15 protein-coding genes are annotated in these 13,931 nt (G+C 68.9%); 6 read left to right on the forward strand and 9 right to left on the reverse strand.

What is annotated here, in order from left to right; translation table 11 throughout:
* The first annotated feature begins 3 nt into the window (after positions 1-3).
* From cobT to cobC, 3 genes are read left to right on the forward strand one after another with little or no spacing between them, the layout of a single operon-like run.
* Positions 4-1,068 (forward strand): nicotinate-nucleotide--dimethylbenzimidazole phosphoribosyltransferase, encoded by a 1,065-nt coding sequence (gene cobT / locus VSR34_RS16640; protein ID WP_342962968.1) that lies wholly within the window; start codon positions 4-6, stop codon positions 1,066-1,068.
* Positions 1,069-1,078: 10 nt separating this feature from the next.
* The gene (locus VSR34_RS16645; protein WP_342962969.1) at positions 1,079-1,855 is read left to right on the forward strand and encodes an adenosylcobinamide-GDP ribazoletransferase; all 777 of its coding nucleotides are present in this window, start codon (positions 1,079-1,081) and stop codon (positions 1,853-1,855) included.
* Positions 1,840-2,427, forward strand: coding sequence for an alpha-ribazole phosphatase (gene cobC, locus VSR34_RS16650; protein WP_342962970.1), 588 nt, complete (start codon positions 1,840-1,842; stop codon positions 2,425-2,427). Before VSR34_RS16645 ends, cobC begins: the two co-directional genes overlap by 16 nt.
* 21 nt (positions 2,428-2,448) lie before the next feature.
* Here the strand turns inward: cobC and VSR34_RS16655 are convergent, their stop codons facing one another.
* The 4 genes from VSR34_RS16655 to cobU are packed head-to-tail and all read right to left on the reverse strand — an operon-like array spanning position 2,449 to position 5,909.
* Complete coding sequence (locus tag VSR34_RS16655) at positions 2,449-3,393, reverse strand: cobalamin-binding protein (RefSeq protein ID WP_238327664.1); 945 nt, start codon at positions 3,391-3,393, stop codon at positions 2,449-2,451.
* Positions 3,393-4,427: a threonine-phosphate decarboxylase CobD gene (gene cobD, locus VSR34_RS16660; protein ID WP_342962971.1), complete on the reverse strand. Its 1,035-nt coding sequence runs from the start codon at positions 4,425-4,427 to the stop codon at positions 3,393-3,395. The genes VSR34_RS16655 and cobD overlap by 1 nt, the downstream gene beginning before the upstream one ends.
* On the reverse strand, positions 4,420-5,355 hold the full coding sequence (gene cbiB / locus VSR34_RS16665) for an adenosylcobinamide-phosphate synthase CbiB (RefSeq protein WP_342963002.1): 936 nt from the start codon (positions 5,353-5,355) through the stop codon (positions 4,420-4,422). Before cbiB ends, cobD begins: the two co-directional genes overlap by 8 nt.
* Positions 5,355-5,909: a bifunctional adenosylcobinamide kinase/adenosylcobinamide-phosphate guanylyltransferase gene (gene cobU, locus VSR34_RS16670; RefSeq protein WP_028210555.1), complete on the reverse strand. Its 555-nt coding sequence runs from the start codon at positions 5,907-5,909 to the stop codon at positions 5,355-5,357. The genes cbiB and cobU overlap by 1 nt, the downstream gene beginning before the upstream one ends.
* A 171-nt stretch (positions 5,910-6,080) precedes the next feature.
* Between cobU and VSR34_RS16675 the strand changes: the two genes are divergently transcribed.
* Positions 6,081-7,604 (forward strand): cobyric acid synthase, encoded by a 1,524-nt coding sequence (locus VSR34_RS16675; protein WP_342962972.1) that lies wholly within the window; start codon positions 6,081-6,083, stop codon positions 7,602-7,604.
* A gap of 22 nt (positions 7,605-7,626) precedes the next feature.
* On the opposite strand, the gene VSR34_RS16680 is transcribed toward VSR34_RS16675, so the two are convergent.
* Positions 7,627-8,046 (reverse strand): PaaI family thioesterase, encoded by a 420-nt coding sequence (locus VSR34_RS16680; RefSeq protein ID WP_028210553.1) that lies wholly within the window; start codon positions 8,044-8,046, stop codon positions 7,627-7,629.
* Between the two features lie 208 nt (positions 8,047-8,254).
* Between VSR34_RS16680 and VSR34_RS16685 the strand changes: the two genes are divergently transcribed.
* Positions 8,255-8,884, forward strand: coding sequence for a ParA family protein (locus VSR34_RS16685; protein ID WP_028210552.1), 630 nt, complete (start codon positions 8,255-8,257; stop codon positions 8,882-8,884).
* Between the two features lie 140 nt (positions 8,885-9,024).
* On the opposite strand, the gene panD is transcribed toward VSR34_RS16685, so the two are convergent.
* The 4 genes from panD to VSR34_RS16705 all read right to left on the reverse strand — a co-directional run bounded on the left by panD (position 9,025) and on the right by VSR34_RS16705 (position 11,758).
* Complete coding sequence (panD, locus tag VSR34_RS16690; RefSeq protein WP_028210551.1) at positions 9,025-9,411, reverse strand: aspartate 1-decarboxylase; 387 nt, start codon at positions 9,409-9,411, stop codon at positions 9,025-9,027.
* 103 nt (positions 9,412-9,514) lie between these two features.
* Entirely contained in the window at positions 9,515-10,348 is an 834-nt protein-coding gene (gene panC, locus VSR34_RS16695; protein ID WP_028210550.1) for a pantoate--beta-alanine ligase, read from the reverse strand.
* 310 nt (positions 10,349-10,658) lie between these two features.
* Positions 10,659-11,573, reverse strand: a complete 915-nt coding sequence (locus tag VSR34_RS16700; protein ID WP_244145312.1) for a ScpA family protein — start codon at positions 11,571-11,573, stop codon at positions 10,659-10,661.
* Positions 11,573-11,758, reverse strand: a complete 186-nt coding sequence (locus VSR34_RS16705) for a DUF3460 family protein (protein ID WP_028210549.1) — start codon at positions 11,756-11,758, stop codon at positions 11,573-11,575. The genes VSR34_RS16700 and VSR34_RS16705 overlap by 1 nt, the downstream gene beginning before the upstream one ends.
* A 435-nt stretch (positions 11,759-12,193) precedes the next feature.
* Here VSR34_RS16705 and VSR34_RS16710 point away from each other — a divergent pair, with 435 nt between their 5' ends.
* Entirely contained in the window at positions 12,194-13,879 is a 1,686-nt protein-coding gene (locus VSR34_RS16710; RefSeq protein WP_081715878.1) for an autotransporter assembly complex family protein, read from the forward strand.
* Positions 13,880-13,931 lie beyond the last annotated feature (52 nt).

A 13,931-nucleotide genomic window follows, 5' to 3' on the forward strand; every position in this document is an offset into this window, starting at 1 on the left:
ACCATGACGTCATCGCTTACCGAACTGCTCGCCGTCGAACCGCTCGACCTCTCGTTGCGCGACGAACTCCAACGCCTCATCGACACGAAAACGAAACCGCCTGGCAGTCTCGGCCGCCTCGAAGCGCTGGCGCGCCAGCTCGGCATGATCCAGGGCACCACGCGCCCGGGCGTCGAGCGGCCCGTGATGATCGTGTTCGCCGGCGACCACGGCATCGCGGCCGAAGGCGTGAGCCCGTATCCGCAGGCCGTGACCGCGCAGATGGTCGCGAATTTCGTGGCGGGGGGCGCGGCCATCAACGCGTTCAGCGGCGTGGCAGGCCTCACGCTCGAAGTCGTCAATGCGGGCGTGGCGACGCCGCTGCCGCCGTCACCCGCGCTCGTCGACGTGCCGATTGCGCGCGGCACGCGCAACTTCGCGCGCGAGCGCGCCATGACGCGCGACGAGGCCGTTGCCGCGCTCGCCGCGGGCGCCGCGCGCGTGCGCCATCACGCGTCGCTCGGGACCAACGTGATCGGCTTCGGCGAAATGGGCATTGCGAACACATCGTCGGCCGCTTGCCTGATGAGCCGGTTGTGCGGCGTGCCGATCGACGAATGCGTCGGACGCGGCACGGGCCTCGACAACGCGGGCCTCGCGAAGAAACGCAACGTGCTCGCGGCGGCGCTCGCGCATCATGCCGACGCACGCGAGCCGCTCGACGTGCTCGCCGCGTTCGGCGGCTTCGAGATCGCGATGATGGCGGGCGCGTTCCTCGAAGCGGCGCGCTCGCGCATGACGATCCTCGTGGACGGTTTCATCGCGACTTCGGCGCTGCTCGTGGCCGATTCGCTCGCGCCGAACGTACGCGACTACTGCGTGTTTGCGCACGCATCGAACGAGGCGGGGCACCGGCGTATGCTCGACCATTTCGGCGCGCGCGAGCTGCTTGCGCTCGACCTGCGTCTGGGCGAGGGCACGGGCGCCGCGCTCGCGGTGCCGTTGCTGCGCGCGGCCGTGGCGTTCCTCAACGAGATGGCGAGCTTCGAGTCGGCCGGCGTCGACGACCGCAGCGATCGCCACGCATGAGCGCCGTGCGATGAATCCGCTCGCGGAGCTGCGCTACTTCTTCACGGCGCTCGGCTATTTCACGCGTGTGCCGGTGCCGCGCTGGGTGGGCTTCGAGCCCGCGTGGCTCAATGCGGCGGCGCGTTACTTTCCGCTCGTCGGCGCGTTGGTCGGGGCGCTCGCGGCACTCGTCTATCTCGCGGCGCTGCGACTCTTTCCGGCGAGCGTCGCGGTGCTGCTTTCGATGGCCGTCACGCTCCTCGCGACGGGTGCCTTCCACGAAGACGGGCTCGCCGACTGCCTCGACGCATTCGGCGGCGCATACACGCGCGAGGACGTGCTGCGCATCATGCACGACTCGCGCATCGGCGCGTTCGGTGCAATCGGTCTCGTGGTGGCGCTCGCGCTCAAGTGGCAGACGCTCGCCGCGCTGCCGCCCGCGCGCGCCGCGATGCTGATGATCGCGGGCCATGCCGCGAGCCGCGCCTGCGCGATCAGCTATCTCGTCTCGCTCGACTACGTGCGCCCCGAAGGCAAGGCCAGGCCCGTGGCGCAGCGTATGAGCGTGGCCGCGTGGATGGGTGCGTGCGTGTTCGGTCTGCCGTGGCTCTTCTGGCCCGTGTGGTCCGCCGGACCCGACTGGCGTGCCGGCGTGGCGACGCTCGCCGTGCTGGCGGTGTTGCGCTTCGTGCTGGCGCGTTATTTCGTGCGCCGCATCGGCGGCTATACGGGCGATTGCCTTGGTTTCGCGCAGCAGGTGTTCGAGATCGCCATCTATCTCGTGGGGCTCGCGTGGATCTCGTTCTGATCCGGCATCCGGCCGTCGCCGTGGAGGCGGGCGTGTGCTACGGCGCGAGTGACGTTGCGCTCAAGGGCGACGCGACACAGCAGGCCGGTTTGCTCGCCGAGCGGCTCGCGGCGCTCGGCGTGAGCAGGCCGCAACGCATCGCGACGAGTCCGCTCACGCGTTGCGCGGGCGTCGCGGCGGCGCTTGCCGCTGCCGAGGGACACGTGGCGCAGCAGGACGCGCGTCTGGCGGAGATGGATTTCGGCGCGTGGGAAATGCAGCGCTGGGACGCGATCGAGCGTGCGCAGATCGACGCCTGGGCCGCCGATTTCGAGCACGCCCGCGAGCACGGCGGCGAGAGCGTCGCGCAGTTCGATGCACGCGTGAGCGGGTGGGTCGACACGCTCGATGCGCGCGAGAATGCGACTGTCTGGGCCATCACGCATGCGGGCGTCATTCGTACCGTCACGGCGCGCGCGCTCGGCATGCCGCTTGCGCGCTGCGTGCGCTGGCCGCTCGAAATGGGCGCGATCGTATGGCTGCGTTATGACGCGTTTAGCGCGCAATGGTTGCTCTCGCGCTGGAACGCGTAGCCGGTCGCTTAGGATCTCCAATCAATGCGAGGCAGCATCGCGCGAGCGGGTGTGTTCGAGATCCCCGCAAAGCTGCGCCGCACCCTGGGCGATGCGCGGTGTGGGGCGGGTGAGCAGATCGCCGTCGATGGCGAAGAGATTGCCGTGCGCGACTGCGGCAAGCGCGGGCCACGCGCGCCAGCGCTCGAGGCTCGGCAGCGGACGATCCGGCGAAGTCGCGCCTTGCGAGGCCGTGACGATCGCATCGGGATTGGCGGCCAGCACCGCTTCGGTCGAAACGGTCGGCACGAGCGGCTTGAGCGCCGCGAAGATGTTGCGGCCACCACATAGCGCGATCACGTCGCTGATCATGTGCGAGCCGTTGATGGTCATCAGCGGCTGATCCCAGACTTCATAGAAGACGCTTACGGGCGCGCGCCGCGCATAGCGCGCGCGTAGCTGCGCGATGTCACGGCGGTAGGCGGCGGCCGCGGCCTGCGCCGTGGCGTCGGTGCCGAGCAGTGCGCCGAGGCGCGTGAGCGAGGTCGCGACGTCGTCGAGTTCGTGCGGCTCGCTGAAAAAGAGCGGAATGTGCAGCGCGCGCAGGCGGTCGAGCTGTTGCTGCGCGTTGCCGTGACGCCAGACCACGATGAGGTCGGGCTTGAGCGTGGCGATGCGTTCGAGGTCGAGCGCGCGGTTGTCGCCCACGCGCGGCACATGCTGCGCTTCGGGTGGGTAATCGCTGTAGGCCACGGCGCCGACCAGCTTCGCGCCGCCGCCGGCAGCGTAGAGCAGCTCGGTCACGTGGGGCGCCAGGCTCACCACGCGCTGCGCGGGCGCGGGGAGCGTGACGGTGTTGCCCGCATCGTCGATGGCGGTGACCGCGGCATGCGCGGCGCAGGGGCCGAGCGCCACGGCAGCGAGCACGAACCTGGCGAGAGACCCGGCAATCAATCTGGCGACAAGCGCAAAGGCGGCCGCGCGCATCAGCCGATCGTCCGCATGGCTTGCGCGAGCGCGTCTTCCAGGCGCCGCCATTCGTCGTCGTTCGCGGGCAGCCCGAAGCGCAGGCTGGCCGGTGCGTCGAAGCGGCGTGTCCATACCGCGTGCCGCGCGAGCGCGTCCTGCAGCGCCGGCGCGCGCGGGTCCGTGATCCACGCGAAAAGCGGCGTGGCGTGCGGCGCGAACCCGTGAGCGCGCAATAGCGCGACGAGTCGCGCGCTTTCGTCTGCGAGGCAAATGCGCATTGCGCTTTGCCACGCGCTGTCTTCGAACGCATGCGTGACCGCGTGGCGCGCGGGGCCGCTCACGGTCCACGCGCCCAGATGCGCGCGCAACGCCTCCAGCAGTTCGGGCGCGCCAAGCGCGAAGCCGCAACGCGCGCCCGCGAGCCCGAAGAACTTGCCTGGCGAGCGCAGCACGACGAGTCCTTCGAGACCGGTTGCGTGCGCAACCGTTTCGGACCGCTCCGTGCCGAATGCATCGGCAAAAGCTTCGTCGACGATCAGCGTGCCGCCGCGCGCCGCAAGTTGTGCACGCCAGTGCAGTAGACGGGCCGCAGCGACATGCGCGGCAGTGGGATTGTTGGGATTCACCACGACGACATGCGCGATGCCATCGGGCAACGCGTCGAGCGTGAGGTCGAGCGGCACGATCTCGTGGCCCGCCCGCGCGAAAGCCGGTGCGTACTCGCCGTAGGTAAGCGGTGCGATCGCCACGCACGCTTCACCTGCGCGCGGCAGCAGTGCGGGCAGCGCGCGGATCGCGGCCTGGCTGCCCGCCACGGGCAGCACATGCCGCGCGTCGGGGGCGCCATAGTAGCGCGCGGCGCAGGCAGCGAGGCCGTCGCCCTCGTCGGGCAGGCGTCGCCATGCTGCCGCGGGTACCGGCGGCACCGGGTAGCCATGCGGATTGATGCCGGTCGAGAGGTCGATCCATGCCTCCCAGGCGATGCCGTAGCGCTGCGCCGCTTCGTGCAGATTGCCGCCGTGGGCGACGAGCGTGGCTGGCTTCTCAAACATGGGCGGCCACGCTCGCAAAGGCCAGGGCGAGCAGCGCCGCGAGCCACAGGATCGTGGTGCGCTCCACGAGGCGCAGCGCCGCATCCACGTGCTGCGCGCGTGGCGGCGAGCCCGCGCCGAGCGCCGGGCGCTCCTCCAGCATGCCGTGATAAACGGCCGCGCCCCCCAGCAGCACGTTCAGGCTGCCCGCGCCGGACGCCATCACCGGCCCCGCGTTCGGGCTTTCCCAGCGAGGCGCCTGCTCGCGCCAGCAGCGCAGCGCCGTGCGCGTATCGCCGAGCAGCGCGTAGCTCGCGGCGGTGAGGCGCGCCGGGATCCAGTTGAGGACGTCGTCGATGCGCGCGGCCGCCCAGCCAAAACGCAGGAAGCGCGGCGTGCGGTAGCCCCACATTGCGTCGAGCGTGTTGGCCAGACGAAACGCGAGGGCACCCGGGCCGCCCGCGAGCGCGAACCAGAACAGCGCGCCGAAGATCGCGTCGTTGCCGTTTTCGAGCGCCGATTCGACGGCGGCGCGCGAGAGCGCGGCCGCGTCCGCGTCATGCGTATCGCGCGAGACGATGCGGCCGGTCAATTTGCGCGCGGCGGCGAGGTCGCGCCGCGCGAGCGCCGCGCCGATCGGCGCGATGTGCTCCGCGAGGCTGCGCGCGCCGAGCGCGAACCACAGCAGCGCGACGTGCAGCGCCCACGCGAGCGGCCAGGGCAGCAGCGCGCACAGCAGCGCGGCGAGAACGACGGGCGGCGCGACGGCCGCGAGCCATGCGAGCAGACCGAGCGGGCGGCCACGCCGGCCCGTGTTCAGGCGCGCCTCGATGGCGTTGGCGAAGCGGCCGAAGGCGACGAGCGGGTGCGCGCGGCGCGGCTCGCCGAGCCAACGGTCCACGGCGATGCCGGCCACGGCGAGCGCGGCACTGACGGGCAGGGTGAGCATCATGAGGTCCGCGGCGGCGCCTTGAGCACGAGCGGCAGGCCCGCGGCGACGAGCGTGGCCCGGTCGGCGAGCGCCGCAATGCGCTGATTGAGGCGGCCGAGTTCGTCCACGTAAAGACGCGTCGCGGCGCCGAGCGGCACCACGCCCATGCCGATCTCGTTGCTCACCACGAGCACCGTGCCCTGTGCGCGCTCGCAGGCGGCGGCGAAGGCGTCGAGGCGGGCTTGCCAGCCGGGCAGCGGCGCATCGGAGTCGGCCGGGCAAAGGAGGTTCGCGAGCCAGAGCGTGAGGCAGTCGATCAGCACGCACTGGCTGGGCGCCGCCGTGGCGTCGAGCGCGCCCGCGAGGTCGAGCGGCGCTTCGGCGAGCGCCCAGTGCGCGGGCCTGCGCGCGCGATGGTGGGCGATGCGCTCGGCGAACTCGGCGTCGCTGGTCACGCGCGCGGTGGCGATATAGGTGACCGGCAGGCCGCTCGCGGCGGCGAGGCGTTCGGCGTGCGCGCTCTTGCCCGAGCGCGCGCCGCCGACGATGAAGGTGAGGTCGCGCGAATTCATCGCGTGATTGTAACGGCTGCCTTTATGGCGTCGTTATCTCTCGCGGTTGTCCCGTCGGCCAGCGTCGCGCCCCGCACCTGCAGTGCCTTGCGGGGCGATGGGATAATGCGCTCTCTCCTTTTTGCGCCCCCCGGTGTCTTCCGGGCCCACGCATCACCTGCCATTCGCTTCATGACCGCAACGCTACCCGCCGTGCCGCAAGGCGCGCTGATGATCCAGGGCACGACGTCCGACGCCGGCAAAAGCACGCTCGTCGCCGGCCTGTGCCGCCTCGCGCGGCGCGCGGGCGCGCGTGTCGCGCCATTCAAGCCGCAGAACATGGCGCTCAACAGCGCCGTGACGGTGGACGGCGGCGAGATCGGGCGCGCGCAGGCGCTGCAAGCCGTCGCCGCCGGCATCGAGGCGCACACCGACCTCAATCCGGTGCTGCTCAAACCCAACAGCGACCTCGGCTCGCAGGTCATCATCCACGGCAAGGCGCGCATGAATCTCAACGCGCGTGCATACCAGGACTACAAGCCGCTCGCGCGCGAGGCCGTGCTCGCGTCCTATGGGCGGCTGCGCGAGCGCTACGACACCGTGTTCGTGGAAGGCGCGGGCAGTCCCGCCGAGATCAACCTGCGCGCCAACGACATCGCCAACATGGGTTTCGCCGAAGCGGTCGATTGCCCGGTCGTGCTCGTCGCCGACATCGACCGTGGCGGCGTGTTCGCGCATCTGATCGGCACGCTGGCCTGTCTTTCCGCAAGCGAGCGCGCGCGCGTGAAGGGCTTCGTCATCAACCGCTTTCGCGGCGATCGTTCGCTGCTGGAGCCCGGCCTCGCATGGCTCGAAGCGCAGACGGGCAAGCCGGTGCTCGGTGTCGTCCCATACCTGCACGGGCTCACGCTCGACGCCGAGGACATGCTGCCGGGCGCGGCCCGCAGCGGCGCGTCGCAGGCCGAGGGTGAGACGCTGCGCGTGGTCGTGCCGGCGCTGCCGCACATCAGCAACCATACCGACTTCGACGCGCTGCGCGCTCATCCGCAGGTCGATTTCACCTACGTGCGCACGGGCGAAGCGCCGCCCGCCGCCGATCTCGTGATTCTCCCAGGCTCGAAGAACGTGCGCGACGATCTCGCCTGGCTGCGCGCCCAGGGCTGGGAGACGGCGCTCGCGCGGCACCTGCGCTACGGTGGCCGGGTGATCGGCATTTGCGGCGGCATGCAGATGCTCGGACACACGATCGCCGATCCGCATGGCGTGGAGGGCGAACCGGGGGCGGTGGAAGGCTTCGGCTGGCTCGACTACGAAACCGAGCTCACGCGCGAGAAGACGCTCAAGAACGTGACGGGCGCGCTCGCGCTGGAAGGCGCCGGTGAGGCGCGCGTGGCGGGGTATGAGATTCATATGGGCGAGACGCGCGGGCGCGCGCTCGATCGCCCCGCGATGTGGCTAGGAGCCGCTGCCGTGGGCCGGCCGGAAACGGCAACGCGCCCGGACGGCGCGTGCTCCGCGGATGGCCAGATCCTCGCGACCTACGTGCACGGCCTCTTCGACACGCCCGAGGCGTGCGTCGCGCTCCTGCGCTGGGCCGGGCTCGCGGCGGCGCGCACCGTGGACTATCCGGCGTTGCGCGAGGCGTCGCTGGACCGGCTGGCGGATACGCTGGCGGCGAGCCTCGATCTGCAGAAGGTGTTCGGCGCGATCGGCTGAATGCGCGGCGCGCCGGGCGTGCTCAGTAGAGCACCATCTGGGTACAGCGGAAAAGCGCGATGGTCTTGCCGTCCGGGCCGCTTACCGTGGCGTCCCAGACCTGCGTGCTGCGCCCGAGGTGCACGCCCGTCGCAACGGCCGAGATCGTGCCTTCGCGGGCGGTGCCGAGGTGGTTGCTCTTGATCTCGAGGGTCGTGAAGTTCTTCGCGGTCGGCGGCAGGTGGGCGAAGCAGGCGTAGCCGCAGGCGGTGTCGGCGAGGCCGATCACGGTGGCGGCGTGCAGAAAGCCGTTGGGGGCGAGCAGGTCGCTGCGAATGTCGAGCTCGGCGCGCAGCTCGCCTTGCTCGAGGGCAAGCGGGCGAAAGCCAAGCAGCTCGGGCAGACGGCCGCGCTGGCGCTCGAGCAGGGACTCGATCGTGATGTCGTGGCGTAGGGTGCTCATGGTCGGTCAGTCTCCCGAATTTGATATGAAGATTGTGGTGCGCGCAGCTGGGGGGCTTCGGCGGCGCGCAAATTGTCGATATTATCGGACGGTTGATCCGGTTCGCTGCCTAACCGGCAAGTCGCCTCGCAAGGCATCGAGCAGCGCATCGAGCAAATTCACGGCAAACCGGCTGGCCCACGCGCCAGCCATCCTGACGGGAGTATTCATGACGGTAATCGTGGTGGCGAATCCCAAGGGCGGCGTGGGCAAGAGCACGCTGTCCACCAATCTGGCCGGCTACTTCGCCGCACAGGGCGAGTGGGTCGCGCTCGCGGACCTCGACCGGCAGCAGTCCTCGCACGCGTGGCTCGATCTGCGGGCCGCGACGCTGCCGCCGATCGAAAGCTGGCAGGTCGATCTGGACAATCCGGCGAAGCCGCCCAGGGGACTCGAGCACGCCGTCATCGACACCCCCGCGGGCCTGCACGGCAACCGTCTCGCGTCGATCATCGAGCTGGCGGACAAGGTGATCGTGCCGCTACAGCCTTCGATGTTCGACATTCTGGCCACCCAGGACTTCCTGAACCGCCTCGCGAAGGAAAAGGCGGTGCGCAAGGGCAACATCCAGGTGGGCGTGGTCGGCATGCGCGTGGACGCGCGCACGCGCTCGGCCGAGCAGCTGCAACGCTTCGTGGAGGGGCTCGATCTGCCGGTGCTGGGCTATCTGCGCGATACGCAGAACTACGTGCAGCTCGCCGCGCACGGCCTGACGCTGTGGGACGTGGCGAAGAGCCGGGTCGAGAAGGATCTCGACCAGTGGCAGTCGATTCTCGGCTGGGTGGACGGCAAAAAATAAGCGGCGAACAAGCGGCGACCAAGCGGCATAGAAGCGGCATAGAAGCGGCATAGAAGCGGGCACAGAAGCGGCACATTAGCGCCAAACAAGCCGCCGGCAGGCGCCGGCGCTGGCCGCGAGCCGCGCCGCCGCCCTTCCGCTCAGCTCCAGCTTTGCGTGGGCACGTGGTCGCGGCTGCCCTTGATGCGGTTGTTCTCGTCGACGAACACGAGGTTCGGCTTCCAGCCGGCCTTGAGCTCTTCTTCTTCCACATTCGCGAAGGCCGCGATGATCACGAGGTCGCCCAGCTGCGCGCGGCGTGCGGCCGAGCCGTTCAGCGAGATCATGCCGCTGCCGCGCTCGCCCTTGATCGCGTAGGTCGTGAAGCGCTCGCCATTGTTGATGTTCCAGATGTCGATGCGCTCGTTCTCGACGATGTTCGCCGCTTCGAGCAGGTTCTCGTCGATGGCGCACGAGCCTTCGTAGTGCAGCTCGCAGTGCGTGACCGCGACGCGGTGGATCTTCGACTTGAGCATATGGCGTTGCATGATGTGTCTCCTCAGGCGCAAGGGCGGGCGGGCCGCCACGGATCAGGCGCAAAAATACGGATAGGCGGAATCTGGCGGAATGGGGCGCGGCGGTCCTGCGGGCTCAGATCTCGAGATTGTCGATGAGACGCGTCGGGCCGAGCTTCGCCGCGGCCAGCACGACGAGCGGCTCGTCGCCCTGGCCGGGGGCGGGCGGCAGCAGGTTCACACGCTTGCGGATCGCGATGTAGTCGGGCTTCCAGCCGCGTGCGGCGAGCGTCGCCATGGCGTCGAGCTCGAGCTGCTGGAAATCGCGGCGGCCCGCCAGTACCGACTCGCGGATCGCGCGCAGCACGCCCGCCAGTTGCGGCGCCTCGGCGCGCTCGGCTTCGGAAAGGTAGCGGTTGCGCGAGCTTAGCGCGAGGCCGTCGGTGTCGCGCACCGTTTCCGCCGCGATCACGTCGGTGGGCAGCGCGAACTGCTGGCACATCGCGCGCACGATCATGAGCTGCTGGTAGTCCTTCTTCCCGAACACGGCCACGCGCGGCTGCACGCACGACATCAGCTTCATGACGACGGTGCACACGCCCTCGAAGAAGCCGGGGCGGAATTCGCCCTCCAGGATATCGCCGAGATCGTGCGGCGGGCGCACGCGGTACTCCTGCGGCTGCGGGTACATGTCGCGCTCGGTCGGGGCGAACAGCACGTAGACGTTTTCCTTCTGCAGCTTTTCGATGTCGTCCTGGAGCGTGCGCGGATACTTGTCGAAGTCCTCGTTCGGGCCGAACTGCAGCCGGTTGACGAAGATGCTCGCCACGACCGGGTCGCCATGCTGGCGCGCTAGGCGCATCAGCGAGAGATGGCCTTCGTGCAGGTTGCCCATGGTCGGCACGAACGCGGTGCGGTTTTGGCCGCGCAGCTGGTCGCGCAATTCCTGAATCGAGCTGATGACTTTCATGATTGGATGCGTTATGCCTCGCGCGGGGCAAGACTTGGGTTGCACGGCCGCAAGCCGGAGATCCGGACGATGGGCCCGGAGCGGACGTCGCGCGCCCGGTCCGCGCAGTATTTCATGTTCCCATATGTGGGATGAGACCGGGCAGGCGCGGGCGATTGTAGTGGATTTGCGAGCCCGGCGCACCCGCCCCGGCAGAGGGCTTTTCCTGGTGTTCCGCTATGCGGACCAGCCGGCACCCCTCTCGCGATACGATCCTGTTTATGGGTTCACCGGGCCCGGCGGGCCAGCCTGCGAAGCCGTCAGCCTCGTATCAAGCCGGCAGATACGCGAGCCGCACGTAGATCGGTGCGAACGGCTCGGGCTGGGTGATCTCGATGAGCGATTCGCGCGAAAGCTCCAGCATCGCGATGAAGTTCACGACCACGACGGGCACGCCGCGCGTGGTGTCGAAAAGCTCGGAGAACTCCATGAAGCGCTCGCCCTGGAGGCGGCGCAGGATGATGCTCATGTGCTCGCGCACCGAGAGTTCCTCGCGCGAGATCTTGTGATGCTGAACGAGCTTCGCGCGCTTGATGACGTCGGCCCAGGCGGCGCGCAGGTCGTTGCAGTCCACGTCCGGGAAGCGCGGCGTGATGCTCTGCTCGATATAGACCTCGGCGCGCAGGAAGTCGCGGCCCAGTTGCGGCAGGCGGTCGATGCGCTGGGCGGCGAGCTTCATCTGCTCGTATTCGAGCAGGCGGCGCACGAGTTCGGCGCGCGGGTCTTCCGCCTCTTCGCCCGTGTCGGCCTTCTTGACCGGCAGCAGCATGCGCGACTTGATCTCGATGAGCATGGCAGCCATCAGCAGATATTCGGCCGCGAGTTCGAGATTGGTCTTGCGCAGTTGCTCGACGTAGCCGAGGTACTGCGTGGTGACCTCCGCCATCGGGATGTCGAGGACGTTGAAGTTCTGCTTGCGGATGAGGTAGAGCAGCAGGTCGAGCGGGCCTTCGAAAGTCTCCAGGAAGACTTCGAGCGCATCCGGCGGGATATACAGGTCCTGCGGGAGCTTGAAGAGCGGCTCGCCATAGAGGCGCGCGAACGCGACGCCGTCGATGGTGTCGGGTGTCGAGTCGGTGGCGGGCGTGGCCAGCGCTTCACCGGGCGTCTGCCCGGCGGCGTGGCCCCCGTGACTGGCCGCGTGCTCGCCCGGTGGCGGCGCGCCGGCCCGGTCGGCCTCGGCCATCAGAAGTTCTGGTAGTAGACGTAAGACGTTTGCTTCACGCGCGAAGCCTGCTGACGCTCGCGCTCGTCGAGGTCGAGCGGCTGCTTGTCCCACAGGAGCGCACGGCCCTTGCGTTGCTGCTCTTCGAGCTGCGGCTTTTGCTGCTTGAGCTGGTTCAGGAACTGCGTGATGTCCGACTGATACATGGCTGACGTCCGTCCAGTAAGGCGGGGCGCCTGATTGCACCGCGCCGCTAATTCTGTCGGCCGCAATTTTACCGCAAGCCACCGCTGCGTAACATGCGCGCTTCGTTCGCGCCCCTTGCGTTTCACATCGCGGAGCGTTGTGGCACGTTTTGCGCCTCCTTGCGGGGTTCTGACACGCCGATGTGGTGAAATAACGCGTTTGCGCCCGATGCCGCGTCCCGTGCCCTGCGCGCGAACGGCGCAGCCGGTGGCAACCAGTTCTACGACGGCCGGAGGTGTTGTTTGGCGGGAAGGGTGATCGAAGCGTTGTGCGCACGGCGGCGTCCCTCGCGGGCGGCGCGGCCATGGCTCGCCGCGTGTCTGACCGCGTGCTTCGCCGTCTGCCTGTCTGCGCCAACGCCCGCGCGGGCCGACCTCGCCAGCCTCCTGCCGTGGATGCGTGCGCGCACCTACTACGACGTCGAGATCGAGGCCTCCCCGCGCGAGCTGCGCAAGCTGCTCGAGGCGCACCTCGATATTTCGCGCTTCGCCACGCGAGCCGACGTGAACGAGGACCAGTTCGAATTCCTCGTGACCGCGATCCCACGGCAGGTCAGCGACCTCGCCGCGACCTACGGCTATTTCACGCCGGTGGTGCGCACCGACGTACGCACCATCGACGGCAGGCGGCATGTGCGGGTGAGCGTCGACGCGGGCCCGCGCACGACGATCTCATCGGTGAAGCTCGTCTTTCGCGGCCCGGTGCTCACGGAGGATACCGCGCAGGAGAACACCGCGCGCTTCGCATTTTCGCTGCACGAGGGCGACGCCTTCACGCAGTCGGGCTGGGACGACGCCAAGAACGCCTCGCTCAAGGCGCTGCAGGCGCGCCGCTACCTGGGCGCGAAAATCGTGCACTCCGAGGCGCGCGTCGATCCGCTCATGCACGACGCGCAGCTTTCCGTGACGTTCGACAGCGGGCCGACCTTCACGGTGGGCAAGCTCGACGTATCGGGCACGCGGCGCTACCCGGCCGAAATCATCGACAACGTGAATCCGCTCTCGCCGGGCGAAGTCTACGACCTCAAGCGCGTGGCCGAACTGCAGCGCCAGGTCCAGAACACGCCGTACTACGCGAGCGTGGCCATCGACGTCGACGCCAATACGCAAAAGCCGCTCGAGACGCCCGTGCACGTGAAGGTGAGCGAGTTCCCGTACAACAGCTTTCGCGGCGGCGTGGGCTATTCGACCGACACCGGCGCGCACGTCCAGGGCTCGTACACCTACCTGAACACGTTCGGGGCGGCCTGGCCGTTCCAGGTGCAGGGGCGGCTGGACCAGATCCAGAAGTTCGGCCAGGTCCAGCTTTCGATGCCGCCGGGACCGCGCGCCTGGACCAACAGCCTCGTCGCTTCGTACACGACGACCGACGTCTCGGATACGAATATCTACAGCGCGCGCGTGGGCGTGCAGCGCACGCGCACCTCGCAGAACATCGACTACGCCTATGCGCTGATGTTCTACGACGACCGCCTCACGCAAAACGTAGGGCCGTCGTCGAGGGCTTACGCGCTCGTGCCGACCTGGGGCTGGACGCGCCGCAATGTCGACGACCCGATATTTCCGCGCAGCGGCAACATCATTCGCGTGGAGGCAGGCCTCGCGCTGAAGAACCTGGGGGCCGAGCAAAGCTTCTTGCGCGGCTACATGCGCGGCCAGCAATACCTGCCGATCGGCCGTTCCGATCTCATGCTGTTCCGCGCGGAGCTGGGCGGCGTGTTCACGAGCGGACCTTCGAGCGGCGTGCCAGCCTCCCTGCTGTTTCGCGCGGGCGGCTCGAACTCGGTGCGCGGCTACTCGTTCCAGAGTATCGGCAACAACGTGTCGGGCTCGATCCTGCCGACGAAGTATCTCGTTACCGGATCGGCCGAGTACCAGCACTGGTGGACCCGCGACTGGGGTGGCGCCGTGTTCTTCGACGTGGGCACGGCCACCGACACGTGGGGCGAGAAGCAGTTCGACCCGGGTGCCGGGATCGGCGCGCGCTGGCGCAGCCCGGTCGGGCCGGTCAACCTCGATCTCGCCTATGGTTTTCGCACTCACAGCGTGCGTCCTTATCTGACTCTCGGGATCGCCTTCTGATGACGACGCGCTCGCTGCTCGCTTTCGGTTCGACACCCGCGCCGCACGGTGG

The sequence above is a fragment of the Paraburkholderia sp. JHI2823 genome (assembly GCF_038900695.1).
GTDB classification, from domain to species: domain Bacteria; phylum Pseudomonadota; class Gammaproteobacteria; order Burkholderiales; family Burkholderiaceae; genus Paraburkholderia; species Paraburkholderia mimosarum.

What these genes read in the sequence shown, in the direction of transcription:
- VSR34_RS16685 (WP_028210552.1), top strand. Translation starts at nt 8,255, where the DNA reads ATGACGGTAATCGTGGTGGCGAATCCCAAGGGCGGCGTGGGCAAGAGC.
- VSR34_RS16680 (WP_028210553.1), bottom strand. Translation starts at nt 8,046, where the DNA reads ATGAGCACCCTACGCCACGACATCACGATCGAGTCCCTGCTCGAGCGC.
- VSR34_RS16645 (WP_342962969.1), top strand. Translation starts at nt 1,079, where the DNA reads ATGAATCCGCTCGCGGAGCTGCGCTACTTCTTCACGGCGCTCGGCTAT.
- panC (WP_028210550.1), bottom strand. Translation starts at nt 10,348, where the DNA reads ATGAAAGTCATCAGCTCGATTCAGGAATTGCGCGACCAGCTGCGCGGC.
- VSR34_RS16700 (WP_244145312.1), bottom strand. Translation starts at nt 11,573, where the DNA reads ATGGCCGAGGCCGACCGGGCCGGCGCGCCGCCACCGGGCGAGCACGCG.
- cobT (WP_342962968.1), top strand. Translation starts at nt 4, where the DNA reads ATGACGTCATCGCTTACCGAACTGCTCGCCGTCGAACCGCTCGACCTC.
- panD (WP_028210551.1), bottom strand. Translation starts at nt 9,411, where the DNA reads ATGCAACGCCATATGCTCAAGTCGAAGATCCACCGCGTCGCGGTCACG.
- VSR34_RS16675 (WP_342962972.1), top strand. Translation starts at nt 6,081, where the DNA reads ATGACCGCAACGCTACCCGCCGTGCCGCAAGGCGCGCTGATGATCCAG.
- cobU (WP_028210555.1), bottom strand. Translation starts at nt 5,909, where the DNA reads ATGAATTCGCGCGACCTCACCTTCATCGTCGGCGGCGCGCGCTCGGGC.
- cobD (WP_342962971.1), bottom strand. Translation starts at nt 4,427, where the DNA reads ATGTTTGAGAAGCCAGCCACGCTCGTCGCCCACGGCGGCAATCTGCAC.
- cbiB (WP_342963002.1), bottom strand. Translation starts at nt 5,355, where the DNA reads ATGCTCACCCTGCCCGTCAGTGCCGCGCTCGCCGTGGCCGGCATCGCC.
- VSR34_RS16705 (WP_028210549.1), bottom strand. Translation starts at nt 11,758, where the DNA reads ATGTATCAGTCGGACATCACGCAGTTCCTGAACCAGCTCAAGCAGCAA.
- VSR34_RS16710 (WP_081715878.1), top strand. Translation starts at nt 12,194, where the DNA reads ATGCGTGCGCGCACCTACTACGACGTCGAGATCGAGGCCTCCCCGCGC.
- VSR34_RS16655 (WP_238327664.1), bottom strand. Translation starts at nt 3,393, where the DNA reads ATGCGCGCGGCCGCCTTTGCGCTTGTCGCCAGATTGATTGCCGGGTCT.